Origin of the sequence: Candidatus Leptofilum sp., assembly GCF_965223525.1 — a bacterium.
Classification (GTDB): domain Bacteria; phylum Chloroflexota; class Anaerolineae; order Promineifilales; family Promineifilaceae; genus Leptofilum.
On sequence record NZ_OZ245005.1, the window covers coordinates 1,825,480 to 1,840,099 of the forward strand.

16 protein-coding genes are annotated in these 14,620 nt (G+C 51.4%); 10 read left to right on the forward strand and 6 right to left on the reverse strand.

Annotation, left to right across the window (positions count from 1 at the left end; translation table 11 throughout):
• Positions 1-46 precede the first annotated feature (46 nt).
• The 5 genes from ACOQPM_RS24875 (at position 47) to ACOQPM_RS24895 (ending at position 5,586) form a co-directional block, all read left to right on the forward strand.
• Positions 47-1,801, forward strand: a complete 1,755-nt coding sequence (locus ACOQPM_RS24875) for an alcohol dehydrogenase catalytic domain-containing protein (protein WP_420631093.1) — start codon at positions 47-49, stop codon at positions 1,799-1,801.
• Positions 1,794-2,168, forward strand: coding sequence for a hypothetical protein (locus ACOQPM_RS24880; protein WP_420631094.1), 375 nt, complete (start codon positions 1,794-1,796; stop codon positions 2,166-2,168). The genes ACOQPM_RS24875 and ACOQPM_RS24880 overlap by 8 nt, the downstream gene beginning before the upstream one ends.
• Positions 2,165-3,097, forward strand: a complete 933-nt coding sequence (gene pfkB / locus ACOQPM_RS24885; RefSeq protein WP_420631095.1) for a 1-phosphofructokinase — start codon at positions 2,165-2,167, stop codon at positions 3,095-3,097. The genes ACOQPM_RS24880 and pfkB overlap by 4 nt, the downstream gene beginning before the upstream one ends.
• 35 nt (positions 3,098-3,132) lie before the next feature.
• A complete protein-coding gene (locus ACOQPM_RS24890; protein WP_420631096.1) occupies positions 3,133-3,480 on the forward strand; it encodes a hypothetical protein in 348 nt (115 codons plus the stop codon).
• 144 nt (positions 3,481-3,624) lie between these two features.
• Positions 3,625-5,586, forward strand: a complete 1,962-nt coding sequence (locus tag ACOQPM_RS24895) for a fructose-1,6-bisphosphatase (protein ID WP_420631097.1) — start codon at positions 3,625-3,627, stop codon at positions 5,584-5,586.
• A 26-nt stretch (positions 5,587-5,612) separates the two neighbouring features.
• On the opposite strand, the gene ACOQPM_RS24900 is transcribed toward ACOQPM_RS24895, so the two are convergent.
• From ACOQPM_RS24900 to ACOQPM_RS24915, 4 genes are read right to left on the reverse strand one after another with little or no spacing between them, the layout of a single operon-like run.
• Positions 5,613-6,275 (reverse strand): lysophospholipid acyltransferase family protein, encoded by a 663-nt coding sequence (locus ACOQPM_RS24900; RefSeq protein WP_420631098.1) that lies wholly within the window; start codon positions 6,273-6,275, stop codon positions 5,613-5,615.
• Positions 6,276-6,290: 15 nt separating this feature from the next.
• Complete coding sequence (locus ACOQPM_RS24905) at positions 6,291-6,977, reverse strand: lysophospholipid acyltransferase family protein (RefSeq protein WP_420631099.1); 687 nt, start codon at positions 6,975-6,977, stop codon at positions 6,291-6,293.
• On the reverse strand, positions 6,970-7,674 hold the full coding sequence (locus ACOQPM_RS24910) for a CDP-alcohol phosphatidyltransferase family protein (protein WP_420631100.1): 705 nt from the start codon (positions 7,672-7,674) through the stop codon (positions 6,970-6,972). The genes ACOQPM_RS24905 and ACOQPM_RS24910 overlap by 8 nt, the downstream gene beginning before the upstream one ends.
• The gene (locus tag ACOQPM_RS24915; protein ID WP_420631101.1) at positions 7,667-8,356 is read right to left on the reverse strand and encodes a phosphatidylserine decarboxylase; all 690 of its coding nucleotides are present in this window, start codon (positions 8,354-8,356) and stop codon (positions 7,667-7,669) included. The genes ACOQPM_RS24910 and ACOQPM_RS24915 overlap by 8 nt, the downstream gene beginning before the upstream one ends.
• 224 nt (positions 8,357-8,580) lie before the next feature.
• On the opposite strand from ACOQPM_RS24915, the gene ACOQPM_RS24920 reads away from it, so the two are divergent.
• The 5 genes from ACOQPM_RS24920 (at position 8,581) to ACOQPM_RS24940 (ending at position 13,354) form a co-directional block, all read left to right on the forward strand.
• The gene (locus tag ACOQPM_RS24920) at positions 8,581-9,921 is read left to right on the forward strand and encodes a hypothetical protein (RefSeq protein WP_420631102.1); all 1,341 of its coding nucleotides are present in this window, start codon (positions 8,581-8,583) and stop codon (positions 9,919-9,921) included.
• A gap of 189 nt (positions 9,922-10,110) precedes the next feature.
• Entirely contained in the window at positions 10,111-11,313 is a 1,203-nt protein-coding gene (locus ACOQPM_RS24925; RefSeq protein ID WP_420631103.1) for a phosphate/phosphite/phosphonate ABC transporter substrate-binding protein, read from the forward strand.
• A gap of 34 nt (positions 11,314-11,347) precedes the next feature.
• On the forward strand, positions 11,348-12,259 hold the full coding sequence (locus tag ACOQPM_RS24930) for a glycosyltransferase (protein WP_420631104.1): 912 nt from the start codon (positions 11,348-11,350) through the stop codon (positions 12,257-12,259).
• A 58-nt stretch (positions 12,260-12,317) separates the two neighbouring features.
• Positions 12,318-13,076: a glycosyltransferase family 2 protein gene (locus ACOQPM_RS24935; protein ID WP_420631105.1), complete on the forward strand. Its 759-nt coding sequence runs from the start codon at positions 12,318-12,320 to the stop codon at positions 13,074-13,076.
• Between the two features lie 38 nt (positions 13,077-13,114).
• The gene (locus tag ACOQPM_RS24940; protein ID WP_420631106.1) at positions 13,115-13,354 is read left to right on the forward strand and encodes a hypothetical protein; all 240 of its coding nucleotides are present in this window, start codon (positions 13,115-13,117) and stop codon (positions 13,352-13,354) included.
• 151 nt (positions 13,355-13,505) lie between these two features.
• Here the strand turns inward: ACOQPM_RS24940 and ACOQPM_RS24945 are convergent, their stop codons facing one another.
• Together ACOQPM_RS24945 and ACOQPM_RS24950 are read right to left on the reverse strand one after the other, a co-directional pair.
• Entirely contained in the window at positions 13,506-13,745 is a 240-nt protein-coding gene (locus ACOQPM_RS24945; RefSeq protein WP_420631107.1) for a hypothetical protein, read from the reverse strand.
• A gap of 55 nt (positions 13,746-13,800) precedes the next feature.
• Positions 13,801-14,616 carry a hypothetical protein gene (locus tag ACOQPM_RS24950; RefSeq protein WP_420631108.1) on the reverse strand — a complete coding sequence of 272 codons (816 nt, stop codon included), beginning with the start codon at positions 14,614-14,616 and terminating at the stop codon, positions 13,801-13,803.
• Positions 14,617-14,620 lie beyond the last annotated feature (4 nt).

Genomic DNA, 14,620 nt, shown 5'->3' on the forward strand with positions numbered 1-14,620 from the left:
TTGCTTATGTTCCAATAAATACGATCTTTTAAAGGTAGCGTGAAAAATGATGAAAAAATATGAACTGTACCGATCGGCACAGATGTTTCTGCCTGCCCAAACATGGGCCTGGAATATGTATGGCGCGGGAATCGAAAATATTGGGCGAGACGGACACCCTGAAGCGTTTCCTATCCCAGAACCAGCCGATAACCAGTTATTGGTTCGTGTAGACAGCGTCGGCATGTGCTTTTCTGACGTAAAGTTGATTCGTCAGGGTGGGTCACATCCTAAACTATACAATCGGAATTTAGCGGAAGAGCCAACCCGCCTGGGGCATGAGGCGGCTTTGACGATTATTAAAGTAGGCAAGGATTTAGCTGAAACTTACCATCCAGGTCAGCGGTTGGCCATTCAGCCAGACATTTACCAGGACGGCCGTTCCACAGCTTACGGCTACACAATTCCGGGCGGGCTTACCCAGTACCACCTCATTGGGCCAGAAGTGCTAGATGCGGACGATGGTGCCTATGTGCTGCCGCTGGAGGATGAGTTGGGCTATGCAGAAACCGCACTGACGGAACCGTGGGCTTGCGTGGAAGCATCTTACACCCAGCGCCGTCGTTTGCAACCAAAAGCAGGGGGCAGCCTGTGGGTGATTGGCCAGTTGGAAGATGAAGCTGCCTACACATTTTCTGGCGAGTTAGCAAAACCATCGCTGGTTGTGTTTAGCGATGTTCCAGAAAGCGTAAAGCACCTTATCCAGCAAAAAGTTGGCACAGGCGTAAAAACGGCCGTTCGAGATGGATTACGGCCGTCTGACTACCCTACACTCAAAGCTGAGTTGACCAACGACGAAGGCTTCGACGACATCATCATGTTATCTCCCCGAAGTGCCAAGGTGGTTAGCGAAGCCGCCAAGCTGACGGCGTTTCGCGGGACGTTTAACCTGGTGGGGGAGTCGCCCCTGGATGACAAGGCTGAAATTGACGTGGGGCGGATTCATTACCATTACACTGCCTATGTTGGCAACCTGGGTCCTGACATTGCTGCTTCTTATGGTGAAGCTCGCAACCGGTGTGATTTGCGGCCTGGGGGAGCGGCCGTATTTGTGGGTGCTGGTGGTCCGATGGGGCAGATGCACGTCCAGCGTGCCATTGAGCAGAAGAATGGTCCTAATCTCATTATTGCCACAGAAGTAAACGAGATGCGCCTGGCCGCCCTAGAAGCACTTTTTGCGCCTTTGGCCGAGGCAAATGGCAAACAGTTGCTCACCTTCAACCCGGCCACAGAGGCACAGTCGCTGCATGATTTTGTTCGCAATGCCACAGACCAGATTGGGGCAGACGATGTGGTGATTTGTGTGCCGGTTGCATCTTTGATGGCAGAAGCAGGCACCTACCTGGCACCTGATGGGATGCTGGTGCTGTTTGCGGGCGTGCCCAATGGCACCATGGCTGAATTGGACATGGGCGCGGTTTATTTGCACAATGCCCAATTTACCGGCACGTCTGGATCAGCATTGGCTGACCAGGCAACTGTGATTGCCAAAACCGTCTCTGGGGATTTGTCGCCAAATAGATCTGTTGCGGCCGTTGGAGGCATGGAAGCGGCGCGTGACGGCGTAGAGGCTATGATGGAAGGGCGTTATCCGGGCAAAGTGGTCATCTTCCCGCAAATTAGCGGCCTGCCGTTGCTGAGCCTAGCAGAGTTGAAGGAAACGTATCCAGACATTGCTGAACAGTTAGGTGACGGGGACGTGTGGACGCCTGAGGCTGAAGCGGCACTTGTGGAAGCGTTCTGGCAGGTTGACCATGTCTAAGAAGCAAAGTTTATTGCGGCAATATCTTTTGGTCGGTGGCGGGCTTGGCCTCTATTTTGGCTGGTTTTTTCGCCCGCTGCGTGAACCCAATTTTGCTATTGCCGTGGCGCTGGCGCTGTTGGCAACGGCCGTTTTCACCACCATTGCCTTGCTCAAGAAAGATCGTCCGCCTCTGGGGGAATTGGGGAAAACGGCCGTCAACACCTTTCTGAAATTTGGGGTCATCCTGACATTCCTAGAAGTGCGCCACTTCGTGTATGATTTTGGCGGCAGATGGTTGGTTGTGCTGTTCACAACGTTGCTGGGAGCATTTGGTGGTTGGTGGATGGCACAATCAGATTTACAAAAATCGAGACAGAAAAGATGATTTACACTGTTACGCTTAACCCGGCTGTAGATCGTGAGCTGACCATCGGTGAGTTTGCTTTCGATACTGTGCTGCGAACCAGCGATGCCCGCGTGGATTGTGGCGGTAAAGGGTTCAACGTTTCTCGTATGTTGGCCTCATTGGACGCAAAAAGCGTGGCTTTGGGCTTTGCTGGTGGCAAAAGTGGCGAACTGCTGGCGGAAATGTTGGCAGAACTAAATATTGAAACGGCCTTTACCTGGATTGAAGATGAAACACGAACCAATGTCAGCATCGTCACTGAGCGACGTGATCGCTACCTGAAGGTGAATGAATCTGGCCCAACCGTTTCTGAAGCGGCGCAAGCAGCTTTACTTAAGCAGATTGAGCAGCTTGTTAAGCCAGGCGATTGGTGGGTGCTGGCGGGGAGCTTGCCGCCTGGCGTGGCGAACACAATTTATGCCCAGTTGGTGCGCCTCATTCAGTCAAATGGCGGACAGGTCATTTTGGATACAAGTGGCGCGGCTTTGCTGGGAGGCTGTGCCGCCGGCGCGTTCCTTATCAAGCCGAATGATAGTGAAGCTGAAAATATTAGCGGCATAACCATTGATTCACTTTTAGATGCTGTTACGGTCGCTCACCAAATTCAGCAGCTTGGCCCACAAAATGTCGTTATTTCACTTGGCAAAGCAGGCGCAATCTTTAGCGATGGCCAGACAGCCTGGCTAGCCGAATCTCCAGTGATTAAAGAGAGTAACCCGATTGGGGCAGGGGATTCAATGGTTGGCGGGCTAGTGTATGGCATTAGCCGGGGAATGCCAATATCAGAAGCGTTGCGGTGGGGGATTGCTTGCGGGGCCGCTACAGCAAGCCTGGCGGGAACGGCCGTAGGCACATTAGCAATGGTGGAAGATTTACTGACGCAGGTCAAAATTAAGCAAGTTGTCTAGCTTAAGTGCATATAAGTGTATATTTGGAGAATTAAATGTCGTTAACCATTCATGATGAAAAACACTACTCAGAAAGTAAAGATGCAGTTTACACGGCCGTTTTGGGCGCGGTGGAAGGATTGCAAGGGAATATAGAGAATCAAGATGCTGCGGCTGGAACTATTGCTGCGCGTTTTGATAAAAAGATTTTGGGCAAGGTGTTGGGGGATCGCACCCACATGAATGTGACAATTTCAGATGCAGGTGAGGGTACGGCCGTTGCTGTCGAAATCTACCCCTTGAATGCCATCGGGCAAAAATTGATGTTTGGCGCACGAAAAGGCGTGTCACGCACGGTTGCTAACTGGTTTTATGCTCACTTAGAACATCGTTTATCCACCTAACCTCCTTATTCCTTTTTGGGTGCTAGCCACTTTGTTTGTGGCTGGCACCCTTCCTGCAACGCTCGCCTCAAATTTGTCTTTTCTCCATTCTCTCCGAAAATAGGTGCAGTTACATAAGATTGCCCACGAACGGAGAAAAAATCCATGACTGCAAAAGAAGCGTACAACCTCAGCTTTTTGGAACTGCTGGCACAGCAGTATCCCTCCATTCAGGCCGCATCTATGGCCATTATCAACTTGAGTGCCAACCTGAATCTGCCCAAAGGAACCGAGCATTTTATCTCGGACGTGCATGGTGAATATGAGTCATTTTCTCATGTACTCAGAAATGGGTCTGGCTCCATCCGGCGCAAAATTGAGGAGATTTTTTCTAATTCGTTGCTGGAGCATGAAAAACGTGAATTTGCCACACTCATTTACTACCCGGAGCAAAAACTGCCGCTCATTCTGAAAAATATAGAAGATAAGACCGAATGGTATCGCATTACCCTGTTCCGATTAATTAAATTGGGTCGGGTGGTGTCGTCTAAATATACGCGTACGGCCGTTCGCCAAGCCCTGCCCGATGATTTTGCCTTCATCATCGAGGAGCTACTGCATGAGCAGGAAAGCGTGGAAAACAAGCAAGAATATTATCAAAGCATCATAGAAACCATCATTTCTACCAATCGGGGCCATGCCTTTGTGGTTGCCATGGCCGAACTGATTCAGCGGCTGGCCATTGCCAAGCTGCACGTCATTGGCGATGTGTATGATCGCGGCCCAGGCGCACACATCATCATGGACAAGCTGCTGGATTACCACGCGGTAGATGTGCAGTGGGGCAACCACGACATTTTGTGGATGGGTGCTGCTGCGGGTAGCGAGGCCTGCCTGGCCAACGTGATCCGCATCTGTTTGCGGTATGGCAATATGGAAACGTTGGAGAATGGGTATGCCATTAGTATGCTGCCGCTGGCTTCGTTTGCAATGGAGACGTATGCAGATGACCCGTGCGAACGGTTTAAGCCCAAAGTGTCGGCAGATGAGTTTACGCAGAATGAAATCCAGTTGATGTCTAAAATGCAGAAGGCAATTGCCATGATCCAGTTTAAGCTGGAGGCGCAGATTGTGCAGCGGCGCAAACATTACGGCATGGCCGACCGGCTACTGCTAGATAAAATTGATTTTGATAAAGGCACCATTTGCCTAAATGGGCAAGCGCATCAGCTACTAGACACCCATTTGCCCACCGTTGACCTAGACGACCCATACCGTCTCTCAGAGGATGAAAAATTTGTTTTAGAACGGTTGAGGCTGTCTTTTGCCAACAGTGAGCGGCTGCAAAAGCATGTGCGGTTTTTATATGCCAAAGGGGGCCTTTACCTGATTCACAACGGTAACTTGCTTTACCACGGCTGCATTGCCATGAATCCGGATGGCTCGTTTGCCACGGTGAAGGTGGACGGCCGAACCTTCGCGGCAAAATCGTTTATGGATCGACTGGATCGTCTGGCACGGCAGGGGTATTTTGCTACAGACCCAGAGCAAAAACTGTATGGGCAGGATGTGATGTGGTATTTGTGGAGCGGGGCGCACTCGCCGCTGTTTGGCAAGGAGAAAATGGCGACGTTTGAGCGATACTTTTTAACTGATCCAGCGACTCACAAAGAGGGGAAGAATGCATACTACGCGCTGCGCGACAAGCCGGAAACGGCCGTAAAAATCCTCGAAGCGTTTGGCTTAAACCCCAAAACGGCTCGCATTGTGAACGGGCATGTGCCGGTGCAGGTGAAAAAGGGAGAGAGTCCGGTGAAGGCAAACGGCCGTCTCATCGTGATAGATGGTGGGTTTTCCAAAGCATACCAAGACAAGACAGGCATTGCCGGGTACACGCTCATCCACAACTCGTATGGCTTTTTGTTGGCTTCCCACGCACCATTTGAATCCACCCAGAAAGCCATCGAGCAGGGGCTCGATATTCACTCGAAGACGGAGATTTTGGAGGCCAATTTCGCGCGCATTCGCGTGCGCGATACGGACGAGGGTCGCCAAATTCAGGCCAAAATTCACCAGTTAGAGGCACTACTGGCGGCTTACCGCGACGGTGTGATCAAGGAGCAGTAACTGATTACTGATAACCGAGACACTGATTACCGACCACGGGCTTGACGGTAAACGGCCGTTAACGCCCCCACAATTTTCTCCGTCACGGCCTCATCCTTGTCCCGCTTGTTCACAAAAATTGGATCCCCAAATACGATTCGCAACTTGGCGAACGGGAGCGGAACCAAATAGCGATCCCAGCGGCGCAGCGCGTAGCCTGCTTTGGTAAAGCCACCCACGGGAATAACGGCCGCTTCTGCCTTGCGTGCCAAAAAAGAAGCACCAGCCTTTGGTTCAAAAGCAGGCCCATCTGGGCCATCTGGTGCCAAAAAGGAATCTTTGCCATCCTTCATTGCCTGAATGATCCGCAACACCTTGCGCCCTGCTTCCATGGGGTTGCCCTGCATATCTACCCCGTAGGGCGTTGCCCCCAGCGAGGCGGCAAAGTTACCCAAGATGTTGCCCCGCGGATCGCCGCCTAGCGTGACGATAGTAAATTTATCGCCCCCGACAAAGCGCACGGTATAGGTGACAAAGGCTGAAAGCTGCTCGTGCCAAAACAACCACAAAAGCGGCCGTCCGCTAGCCTGTGCCTTGCTGATGTTGGCTCTGCCCTCAATTTGCCAGCGCACGGTACGCGCCAGCAGCCGATGATAAAGTGCCAGCGCGTTGCCCTGAAAGTTCAATGATCGCTCGGATAATGATGTCATAAATGCTCGTTTCGGTTATGGGAATGGTTTTTCGTAGAAGTTGGCGGCGGCTTGTAGGGTAACGTGATGCAATTGGTTGGCGAGGTGGCTGGTAACGGCCGTTCCCTCGTCATTTTTCCCTACCACCAGCGGCTCCCCAATTTGGATGGCAATCTTGCTGAACGGGTAAGGCATGACGTATCGATCCCAGCGTGGCACTCGGTAGCCCCGTCGCGCATAGGCACCCAGTGGCAAAATTGTTGCATCTGCCTTTTGGGCAATGTAGGTGATGCCCGGTTTGATCTCGTAAGACGGCCCATCTGGCCCATCTGGGGTAATGTAGGCATCCCGCCCCGCTTTCACCTGCCGCACCAGCTTGGCTAGCTGCCGCGCCGTGGCCATGCTGGCATCTCCGTGCAAATTCATGGGGAAGGGGGTGACGCCCAGCTTGTTGGCAAACACCACCAGCGTGGTGCCGCGCCAATCATCTGGCAGAATGAGCACCAGCCGAGACAAATCGTAATGGTTGGCAAAAAAGCCCACCAGCATCATGGTCATGCCGTGCCATGCTGCAAAGATAAGCGGCCGTTCCCGTTCTTGGGCGGCGCGTAAATGTTCCAGGCCAGTTACCTGGTATTTGCTCAAGCGGCTGGTCATCCGCGCCCAACTGTGCAGGAGCGTGCCGCTGGCTCTGTCTTGCCAAGTAATCGTTGCTTTACTCATTGATTTGTAAATAACCGGCTCGCGCCAGCCCCCACCCTAAATAAATCGTGTTCCAGAAGTGCCACGCCTTGCCAAACGTGGCCCAGGCAATGGTTACGGCAAACAGCACCAGCAGCGTGCCAATTCGCACCCGCCCCTTGAACACCCCCCGAAAGGAAGGGAATGGAATGCGGCTGACCATCAAAACGGCGCAGATGATAATGATGGGCATGAGCCAGCCAGTTGGCAAGGGGAAGGTCAAAACCGTCATGTCAGACACCACCGCCAGTGCCAATGTTGCCCCAGCCGAGGAGATGGTTAATCCGGCAGAATCGCCACGCCCGCTGGCTTTGGGCGGTAGCAGATTAAATCTGGCTAGTCGGTACGCGCCTGCCAGGACAAAAAAGACGGCTAGCGCGGCAATAATGGCCGTTGAGGCGGCACCTTCCAAATAAAGGTACATGAAGGCCAGAACTGCGGGTGCTGTGCCCAGGCTCACCATATCTACCAATGAATCGAGCTGTAGCCCAAATTCGGAGCCTGCATTTAGATACCGGGCTGATGCGCCATCGAACAAATCTAAAATGTAGCTGGCCAGGATGAGTATCCCGGCGACGACCAGTTCACCCGTGGCGGCCAGCAAGATGGCCACGATGCCACAGGTGAGGGAGATGAAGGTGATACCATTGGGAATGAGGTAACGATATTGACTATTCATGATCCTTTTTAAGTTGGGCAATGGGCGTAATGCCACCAGTCACTTTATCGCCGACTTTGACCAGCATTTGGGCAGTTGGTGGCAAGAACAGATCAACGCGTGAGCTAAAGCGAATGAGGCCAAAGCGCTGCCCCGTTTGCACAACATCTCCCGGTTTGAGGTAGTTGAGGCAGCGACGGGCCACGATGCCTGCGATTTGCTTGGTGAGGATACGGCCGTATCCTTCCGAATCTGTCACCATGGCAATAAACTCATTCAGTTCAGATGCCTCTGGCCGGAACGCCTGCAAAAATTTGCCCGGCTGGTGCTGTACCAGCGCGACTTTGCCTGCCAGCGGCACGCGCTGCACATGCACATCGGTGATGTCTAAAAACATGCTCATGCGGATGACTTCTGCTTGCAAGAAGCGATCTTCCGTCATTTTAATGATTTCTACCACTTCGCCATCGCCGGGACCAACTACAAGGCCCGGTTGGGCCTTGATTTGCCGATTGGGATCGCGGAAAAAGTAGAGAATCAGCAGCCAGAGGAAGGCGGCCAGCAGCAAAAACAGCCCTGCGCCCCAGTTTGTAAATTGGAACCAGAGGAAAACGGCCGTTGCCAATAAAATCGTAAAAAAAGCAATCGTGCCACCACCCCCTTCCGCAAAAGGCCAGGCACGATCATTGCCATACTTGGTCATCGTTAAACAGTCGTTCCTAAAAATAATAGAACGCTGATTCCCATGATCTTCCTGATCAGGTAAATCAGGCAAATCAGCGTTCTATTGTGTTCTTGTGCAAAAAAATCCGAGCAAATTTTACTTGCGGCGGCATTGTAACATTGCCGTTAGGCGTGGGCAAGGTAGGGAAATCATGGGCAAAACATTGTTCGCCGTTGGTACGGCCGTTTGGTAAACTTGCCCCTATGATGAGACAAAAATCAACAGTTATCTGGGTGGGGTTGGTAGCATTGGTTGTGGTGATTGTGGCTCTGTTTGTTGGCAATCGCTTGCTCAACGGCGATAGCAGCTTGCTTCGCAACGTGCAGGTAGACAAAAGCGAAATCAGCCCTAATGCCGATGGCGATACTGATGCCACTACCATTGCTTATGAGCTGTCCCGCAACGCCACCGTTTCTATCTACTTTGAGAATGAAGCGGGCGACCGTTTTTACTTCCGCCAAGAGAAGCCGCGCGGGGCGGGTGAGTACCGCGTAACCTTCAGCGGCGTGGTGGATCCGTACACGCTGCCGGATGATCGGATTGAGGGGGAAATTTTGGCGCGGCTGCTGCAAGACGGCCGTTATACTTGGACAATCAGTGCCACCGACGAAAGTGATGTGACAGAAATGCAGCAAGGCGAAATCCGCATTGTGGATGCCGATCCTGTGCTGCCCGACATCCGCGATTTTGCTCTGGACAAAGACGTTTTTACGCCCAATCGTGACGGTGTGGATGACCGCGTGCAGCCCGTGTTTTACTTAGTCAAAGATGTGGCTGAAGTACGTGTTTTTTTGCAGATGCCTGACGGTAGCGAGGCGCGAATTAGCGAATTTGAGCAGATTATTGAACCAAATGCCGAGGGTTGGCACAAATATGATTATGAAGGTGGTGTAGATGAAGGAGCAACCCCACCATCGGACGGTATGTATCCATTGATAGTTGTTGCCCAAGATTTAGAAGGACAGCAGGTGCGTGTGCAAACAGAGTTGACCATTCAGTTTGGTGGTGTGCCGCGCGTGCGGGTTGTTTCCCCACCTGCTGGGGATACAGTGAGTTGGGAAGAGACGGCCGTTCCCGTTTGTGGCGAGTTTAACTTTACTGTAACGGTAGAAAATTATGGCACGACGCCTATTCGCACCAGCGGCCCGCCGCCCGGAACCATGTACGACTCTGATTGGAATTACAACACATTAGGCTGGTTTACCGAGCCGGGGGCTTTCCGGTTAGGTATTGGGTTTGAAAATGAATTGTCGAACTACCCATTCCGATGGGCCTTGGGGCGTCCAGAGGAATTGGAGCTGATTGATGGATTTTATTATCTCATGCCAGGTCAGCGAGCCACCATCATTGGCAGCATTCGCATGGTAAATGACTTTGGTGACCGCAACCCGCAAACCGTGTGGGCTGGACTTATCCATGAAGATGTGCAGGTCGTGACATTTTATGAGCGTGTAGACCCACAAGCATTAACCGTAGATTTGCCCAATGAGAACAATCTGCCCGAATGCGCCCCCCGCGACGTACCGGAATGGCCGCTAGAGTAGGGGCGAGGCGAGGCGATAAATTCTGGATAAAGCAAACAGTGGTGTTACGCATCGCCTCGCCCGCTTTGGTTAGCCGTCTGTTAGCCGAGGTCAATTCCCATTGGCGGGGGGAGGGCGGCACGGTAAACTACCCGTGGTTAACAGGAGGTTGCCCAACTGTGCGGCAGCCTCTTTTTTTGGATGGATACGATGATGCGACGTTTGTGGGGTTTGTTTTTGCTGATTCTGGCTTTATTGACAGTGACAGCTTGTGCTGCCCAACCAAGAATCGTGGAAGTGACGCGCATTGTGCTAGACGACACGGCCGTTTCCACCCCAATTCCCATCGAAGTAACCGTAGAGGTTCCGGTGGAAGTGACGCGCCTTGTAACCGAAACCGTGACGGTGGTAGAGACGGTATTGCCTACTATGCCGCAGCCCGGCTCGGCGGAACGGCCGTTTCAACTGCTTTTTGCCCCGGTGGCCGATACGGCCGTCATCAGCAGCCGCGCCCAGGTATTGGCCGATTGGCTCACCGAGGAGACCGGGCAGCAATTTCAGGTGGGCTTGCTGGACAATGAACAGCGCATTATTGACCTGATGTGTGCCGCCCCGGCCGAGACGATTGGCTTTTTAACGGCCGTTGGTGTGGCGTTAGCCAATCAGCAATGTGGGGCGCAGGTGGTGAGTACGACCGTACAATCCAACGAGATGAGCTGGCAGGCTGGCATGATTGTGGTTCGCAACGACAGCGACATCAACGAACTAGCCGATCTAGACGGCAAAAGCTGGGCTGTCCCCAGCCAGAGCAGCATCCCCAATAACTGGTATTTTCAGGCGTTGTTTGCTGCCGAGGGGATTGAACCAGGCGAGATCATCTCGGTGCCGGGCGACAACACGGCAATGCTGGCCGTGCTGAATGGCGAGGTGGATTTTGCCACCGGCACCTACTTGCCACCGCTCATGCCCTTTTTGGAGCAAGAATGGGTGTTCGGCGAAGATGATCCAGAAATTTGGCGGCAGACGGGCGTGTCGCCCAGCCGCAGCGGGATTGGCTTTGTGGTGGTTTTGGGCAGGCCAGAAAACGGCGGCTACCGCGTGCGGGATGCCCGCTCTGGCGTTTTTGACACGGCGGAAAACATTTTTGATGAGACGCGAATCTTAACGTTGAGCGCGCCCATCCCGGCCACGTCTGTAGCCGTTGGCGGTGAATTTCCTTTTGGCCCGGCCCGGCAGCTTGCTGAGTTGCTGATTGAATTTGTAGCGTCTGATTTGTGCAGCGACGCTTTGTGTGCGCCTGATTTTTATGGTTGGGTAGGGCTGGAAACGGCCATCCCCGCCAACTACGATCCGCTCCATTTTGTTATTAACACCCTGGGCTGGACGGACGAAGCCCTTTTAATTACCGAGTAGGGTAAGGGTTAGATTACCCGATTACCGAATTTGTATGATTGATGTAGCCATTATTATTGTTAGCTGGAACGTGCGGGATTATTTGGTGCAGTGCTTGCGCTCTGTCTTTGCCGATTTGCAGCAGTCACGGCTGCGCGGTGAGGTATGGGTAGTAGACAATGCTTCCACAGACGGTACGCCTGCGCTGGTGCGCGACCTCTTCCCCAATGTACACCTCATCGCCAACCAGAATAATCCTGGCTTTGGCGCGGCTAATAACCAGGGAATGGCTGCCGCCCAAAAAGATGCGCCTCGCTATTACTTTTTGCTCAATCCAGATACCAAAGTGCAGCCTGGGGCGCTGCTTGCCCTCATCAACACGCTGGAAGAACGGCCGGATGGGGGCATGGCTGGAGCGCGTCTGGTGTACGGCGACGGCCGTTTCCAGCACAGCGCCTTTTATTTCCCCGGATTGCGCCAACTAGTGTTTGATTTGTTTCCGCTGCCTGCCCGATTGTATGAGAGCCGATGGAACGGCCGTTACCCACAGGCGTGGTTAGCACAGGGGAAAGAACCCTTTGCCATTGACCATCCATTGGGAGCTACCATGATGGTGCGGGCCGATGTGGCCGAAGCCACACACGGTTTTGATGAATCGTTCCACATGTATTGCGAGGAAATTGATTGGAGCTGGCGCATTCGGGCGACAGGCTGGCGCATTTACGCCGTCCCCTCTGCCGAAATTGTGCATTACGGTGGTGAGAGCACACGCCAGGTACCCGCCACGTCGGTGATTAACCTGTGGCGCAGTCGGGCGCAGCTGTATGCAGAGATGTACGGCCGTTTCAAACTCGCCGTCGCCAAAAAGATGGTACAAATCGGGATGCGCCGCCGTGCAAAACAAACCAATGATCCCCAGATGAAACAGGCGTACGAAACTATCACCCAAATCTGGCGCGAAATTTAATTTGCCACACGGTAGGGGCAGGTCTCAGACCTGCCCCTACATGCGAAATCTGTTCAAAATGACCCAGAATAAACAACAGTTAACGGCCGTCATCCTCACCCTCAACGAAGCCAGCCACATCACAGACTGCATCCAGTCGCTCGGTTGGGCAGACCGGGTGCTGGTGTTTGATTCGTATAGTGAGGATGAAACGGCCGTGCTTGCCCAGACCGCCGGTGCTGAACTGATCCAATCCAAATTTGAAAATTACGCCCAGCAGCGCAATGCTGCCCTAGACAGCCTGCAAACCGACTGGGTCTTTTTTGTGGATGCTGACGAGCGCGGCACGCCAGCACTGGGTGAAGAGATTCGGCAGGTGATGGCAGACCAGCCAGAGCGGGGCTGGTACGTGCCGCGCCACAATTACATTTTTGGCAAGCTCACCCAGGGCGCAGGCTGGTTCCCGGATTATCAACTGCGCTTGTTTAAGCACGGCTTTGTACGCTACGAGCGTCCGGTACACGAAATTGCCGTCGTGGATGGGGAAATTGGTAATCTGCAGCAGCCGCTCATCCATTATAACTACCGTGATGTGGATCATTTTCGCGCCAAGCAGCGGGCTTACACCAGCTACGATGCCCGCATTCTGTACGATGAAGGCGTGAAGCCCAAGCCACACAACTATATTTTGCAGCCGCTGCGCCAACTCTATTGGCGATTTGTAACGCTAGACGGCTACAAGGATGGCTTACACGGATTGCGCCTCAGCCTTTACATGACGTATTATGAGTGGGTAAAGTACCGTAAGCTGGGCTGGTTTTGGCGGAAAAATCGGTAATGAAGTAATTGGGTAATTACCCAATTACAAAAGGTTTGATGATGCAATCAATTGGCGTTGAGTGTACTTTTAATGAAGATGGCACAGTAAAAGTAAAGAAGATTTTGCTGAACGGCCGTTGGCAACCAGTTGGGCAGGGGCGGCAATGGGTAGACGGAAACGGCCGTCATGTACTCATCATGTTGCCCAGCGACGAAGTGCAAGAGCTAATCTTGCAGCCTAGCACGTTGAGATGGGCGTTGGTGCAGGTAGGTGGAGGAAAACGAACGGCCGTTTAACGCCTGCTTCACCTGCCGTTAGGTCAGGTGCAAGCCCTGTTAGGCGGCAAAATCTTTAATATCTAAAAGTCAATCACATTTTTCAAAAGGGATAATATTTGAATTGCACCCTTAGCTTTGTAGTTCGGATTATCTTTTTATTTCCCCAATATTAAACAATGTACCAAATTGCCATTACAACTACGATAATAGCCAAGATAATAAAAACTAACCCACAACCATTTCCTGAATCATTGTAACGCTTATCTCTCTCTTCTCGTTCGCGTTGTGCTTCTTCAGCACGATATTGTTCTTGATTTCGTCGTCGATCTTCAGTGTAATAGTTCCCTTCTTCCATAGCTTGCCTATCTTCTTCTTGCTGTTCGTAACTTCCTCTTGGCTCAGACATCATTCGCCTCCTTGAAAATCGTAACCCCCTAAGTGTAGGTTGTTTAGGATTAAGTAGTTTAGATATTTTCGCAAGTAGTGGTTGTAGGTTGATCCAACAAATACTCAATCACATCTTCGTACCAATCGTCAATTTCACCTTCTACTTCTACTAATTTCTCAAGGGTATCAATATCATTAATACTAACAAGATCATAAATTATCTCTATTTGGTCGCTGTGATTGGCTGGGAGAGGGTATTCTTTTCCCCATTGTTGTAAAATTTCAAGTCGAATAAGTAAATTTCCTTTTGAACCCCGTCCGATACCCTCAGAATTATTCGTAAAACCGAATTCAATTCCGCTTGTGTCAGTGAGCATACGATATCTCAATGATGTAATAAAGAAGAGATCGCGAGCAACTTGATTGCGATGCTCAATTTGAACATCAAAAAAACTAAGAACTTGATCGGAAAGCTCAGGATTCTGTTCAAAATCCTTGCTCATTTCAATCAACATCTGCGGCTCAACTTCAATTTGTAAAGATTGGGCTAAATTTAATATTTGGGCTACAGAATCTTGAGCCATATCTTCATTTCCTACAAATCTACTATTTGCCCATAGAGCTATAAACTCAGCTAAACTCAGTACATTTTGATAATAGACTTCGCAATATTCGATGATAGGAGATTGTGTCACTAAAGAATGTTCTTGCTCACCAATGAATAAAAACCTTTCTTCATATCTGCTAGAATTTGAGGAAGATGTTGAGTTTGAGGTCGTTTCAGATTGGCAGCCTATCATCAATACAGCAATTAATATAAAAGCTCTCTGACACGATCGGTAGTTTATTGATTTTAAGGATTTCACAAAAATTTTTCTAATGTGGATTTTCATATAC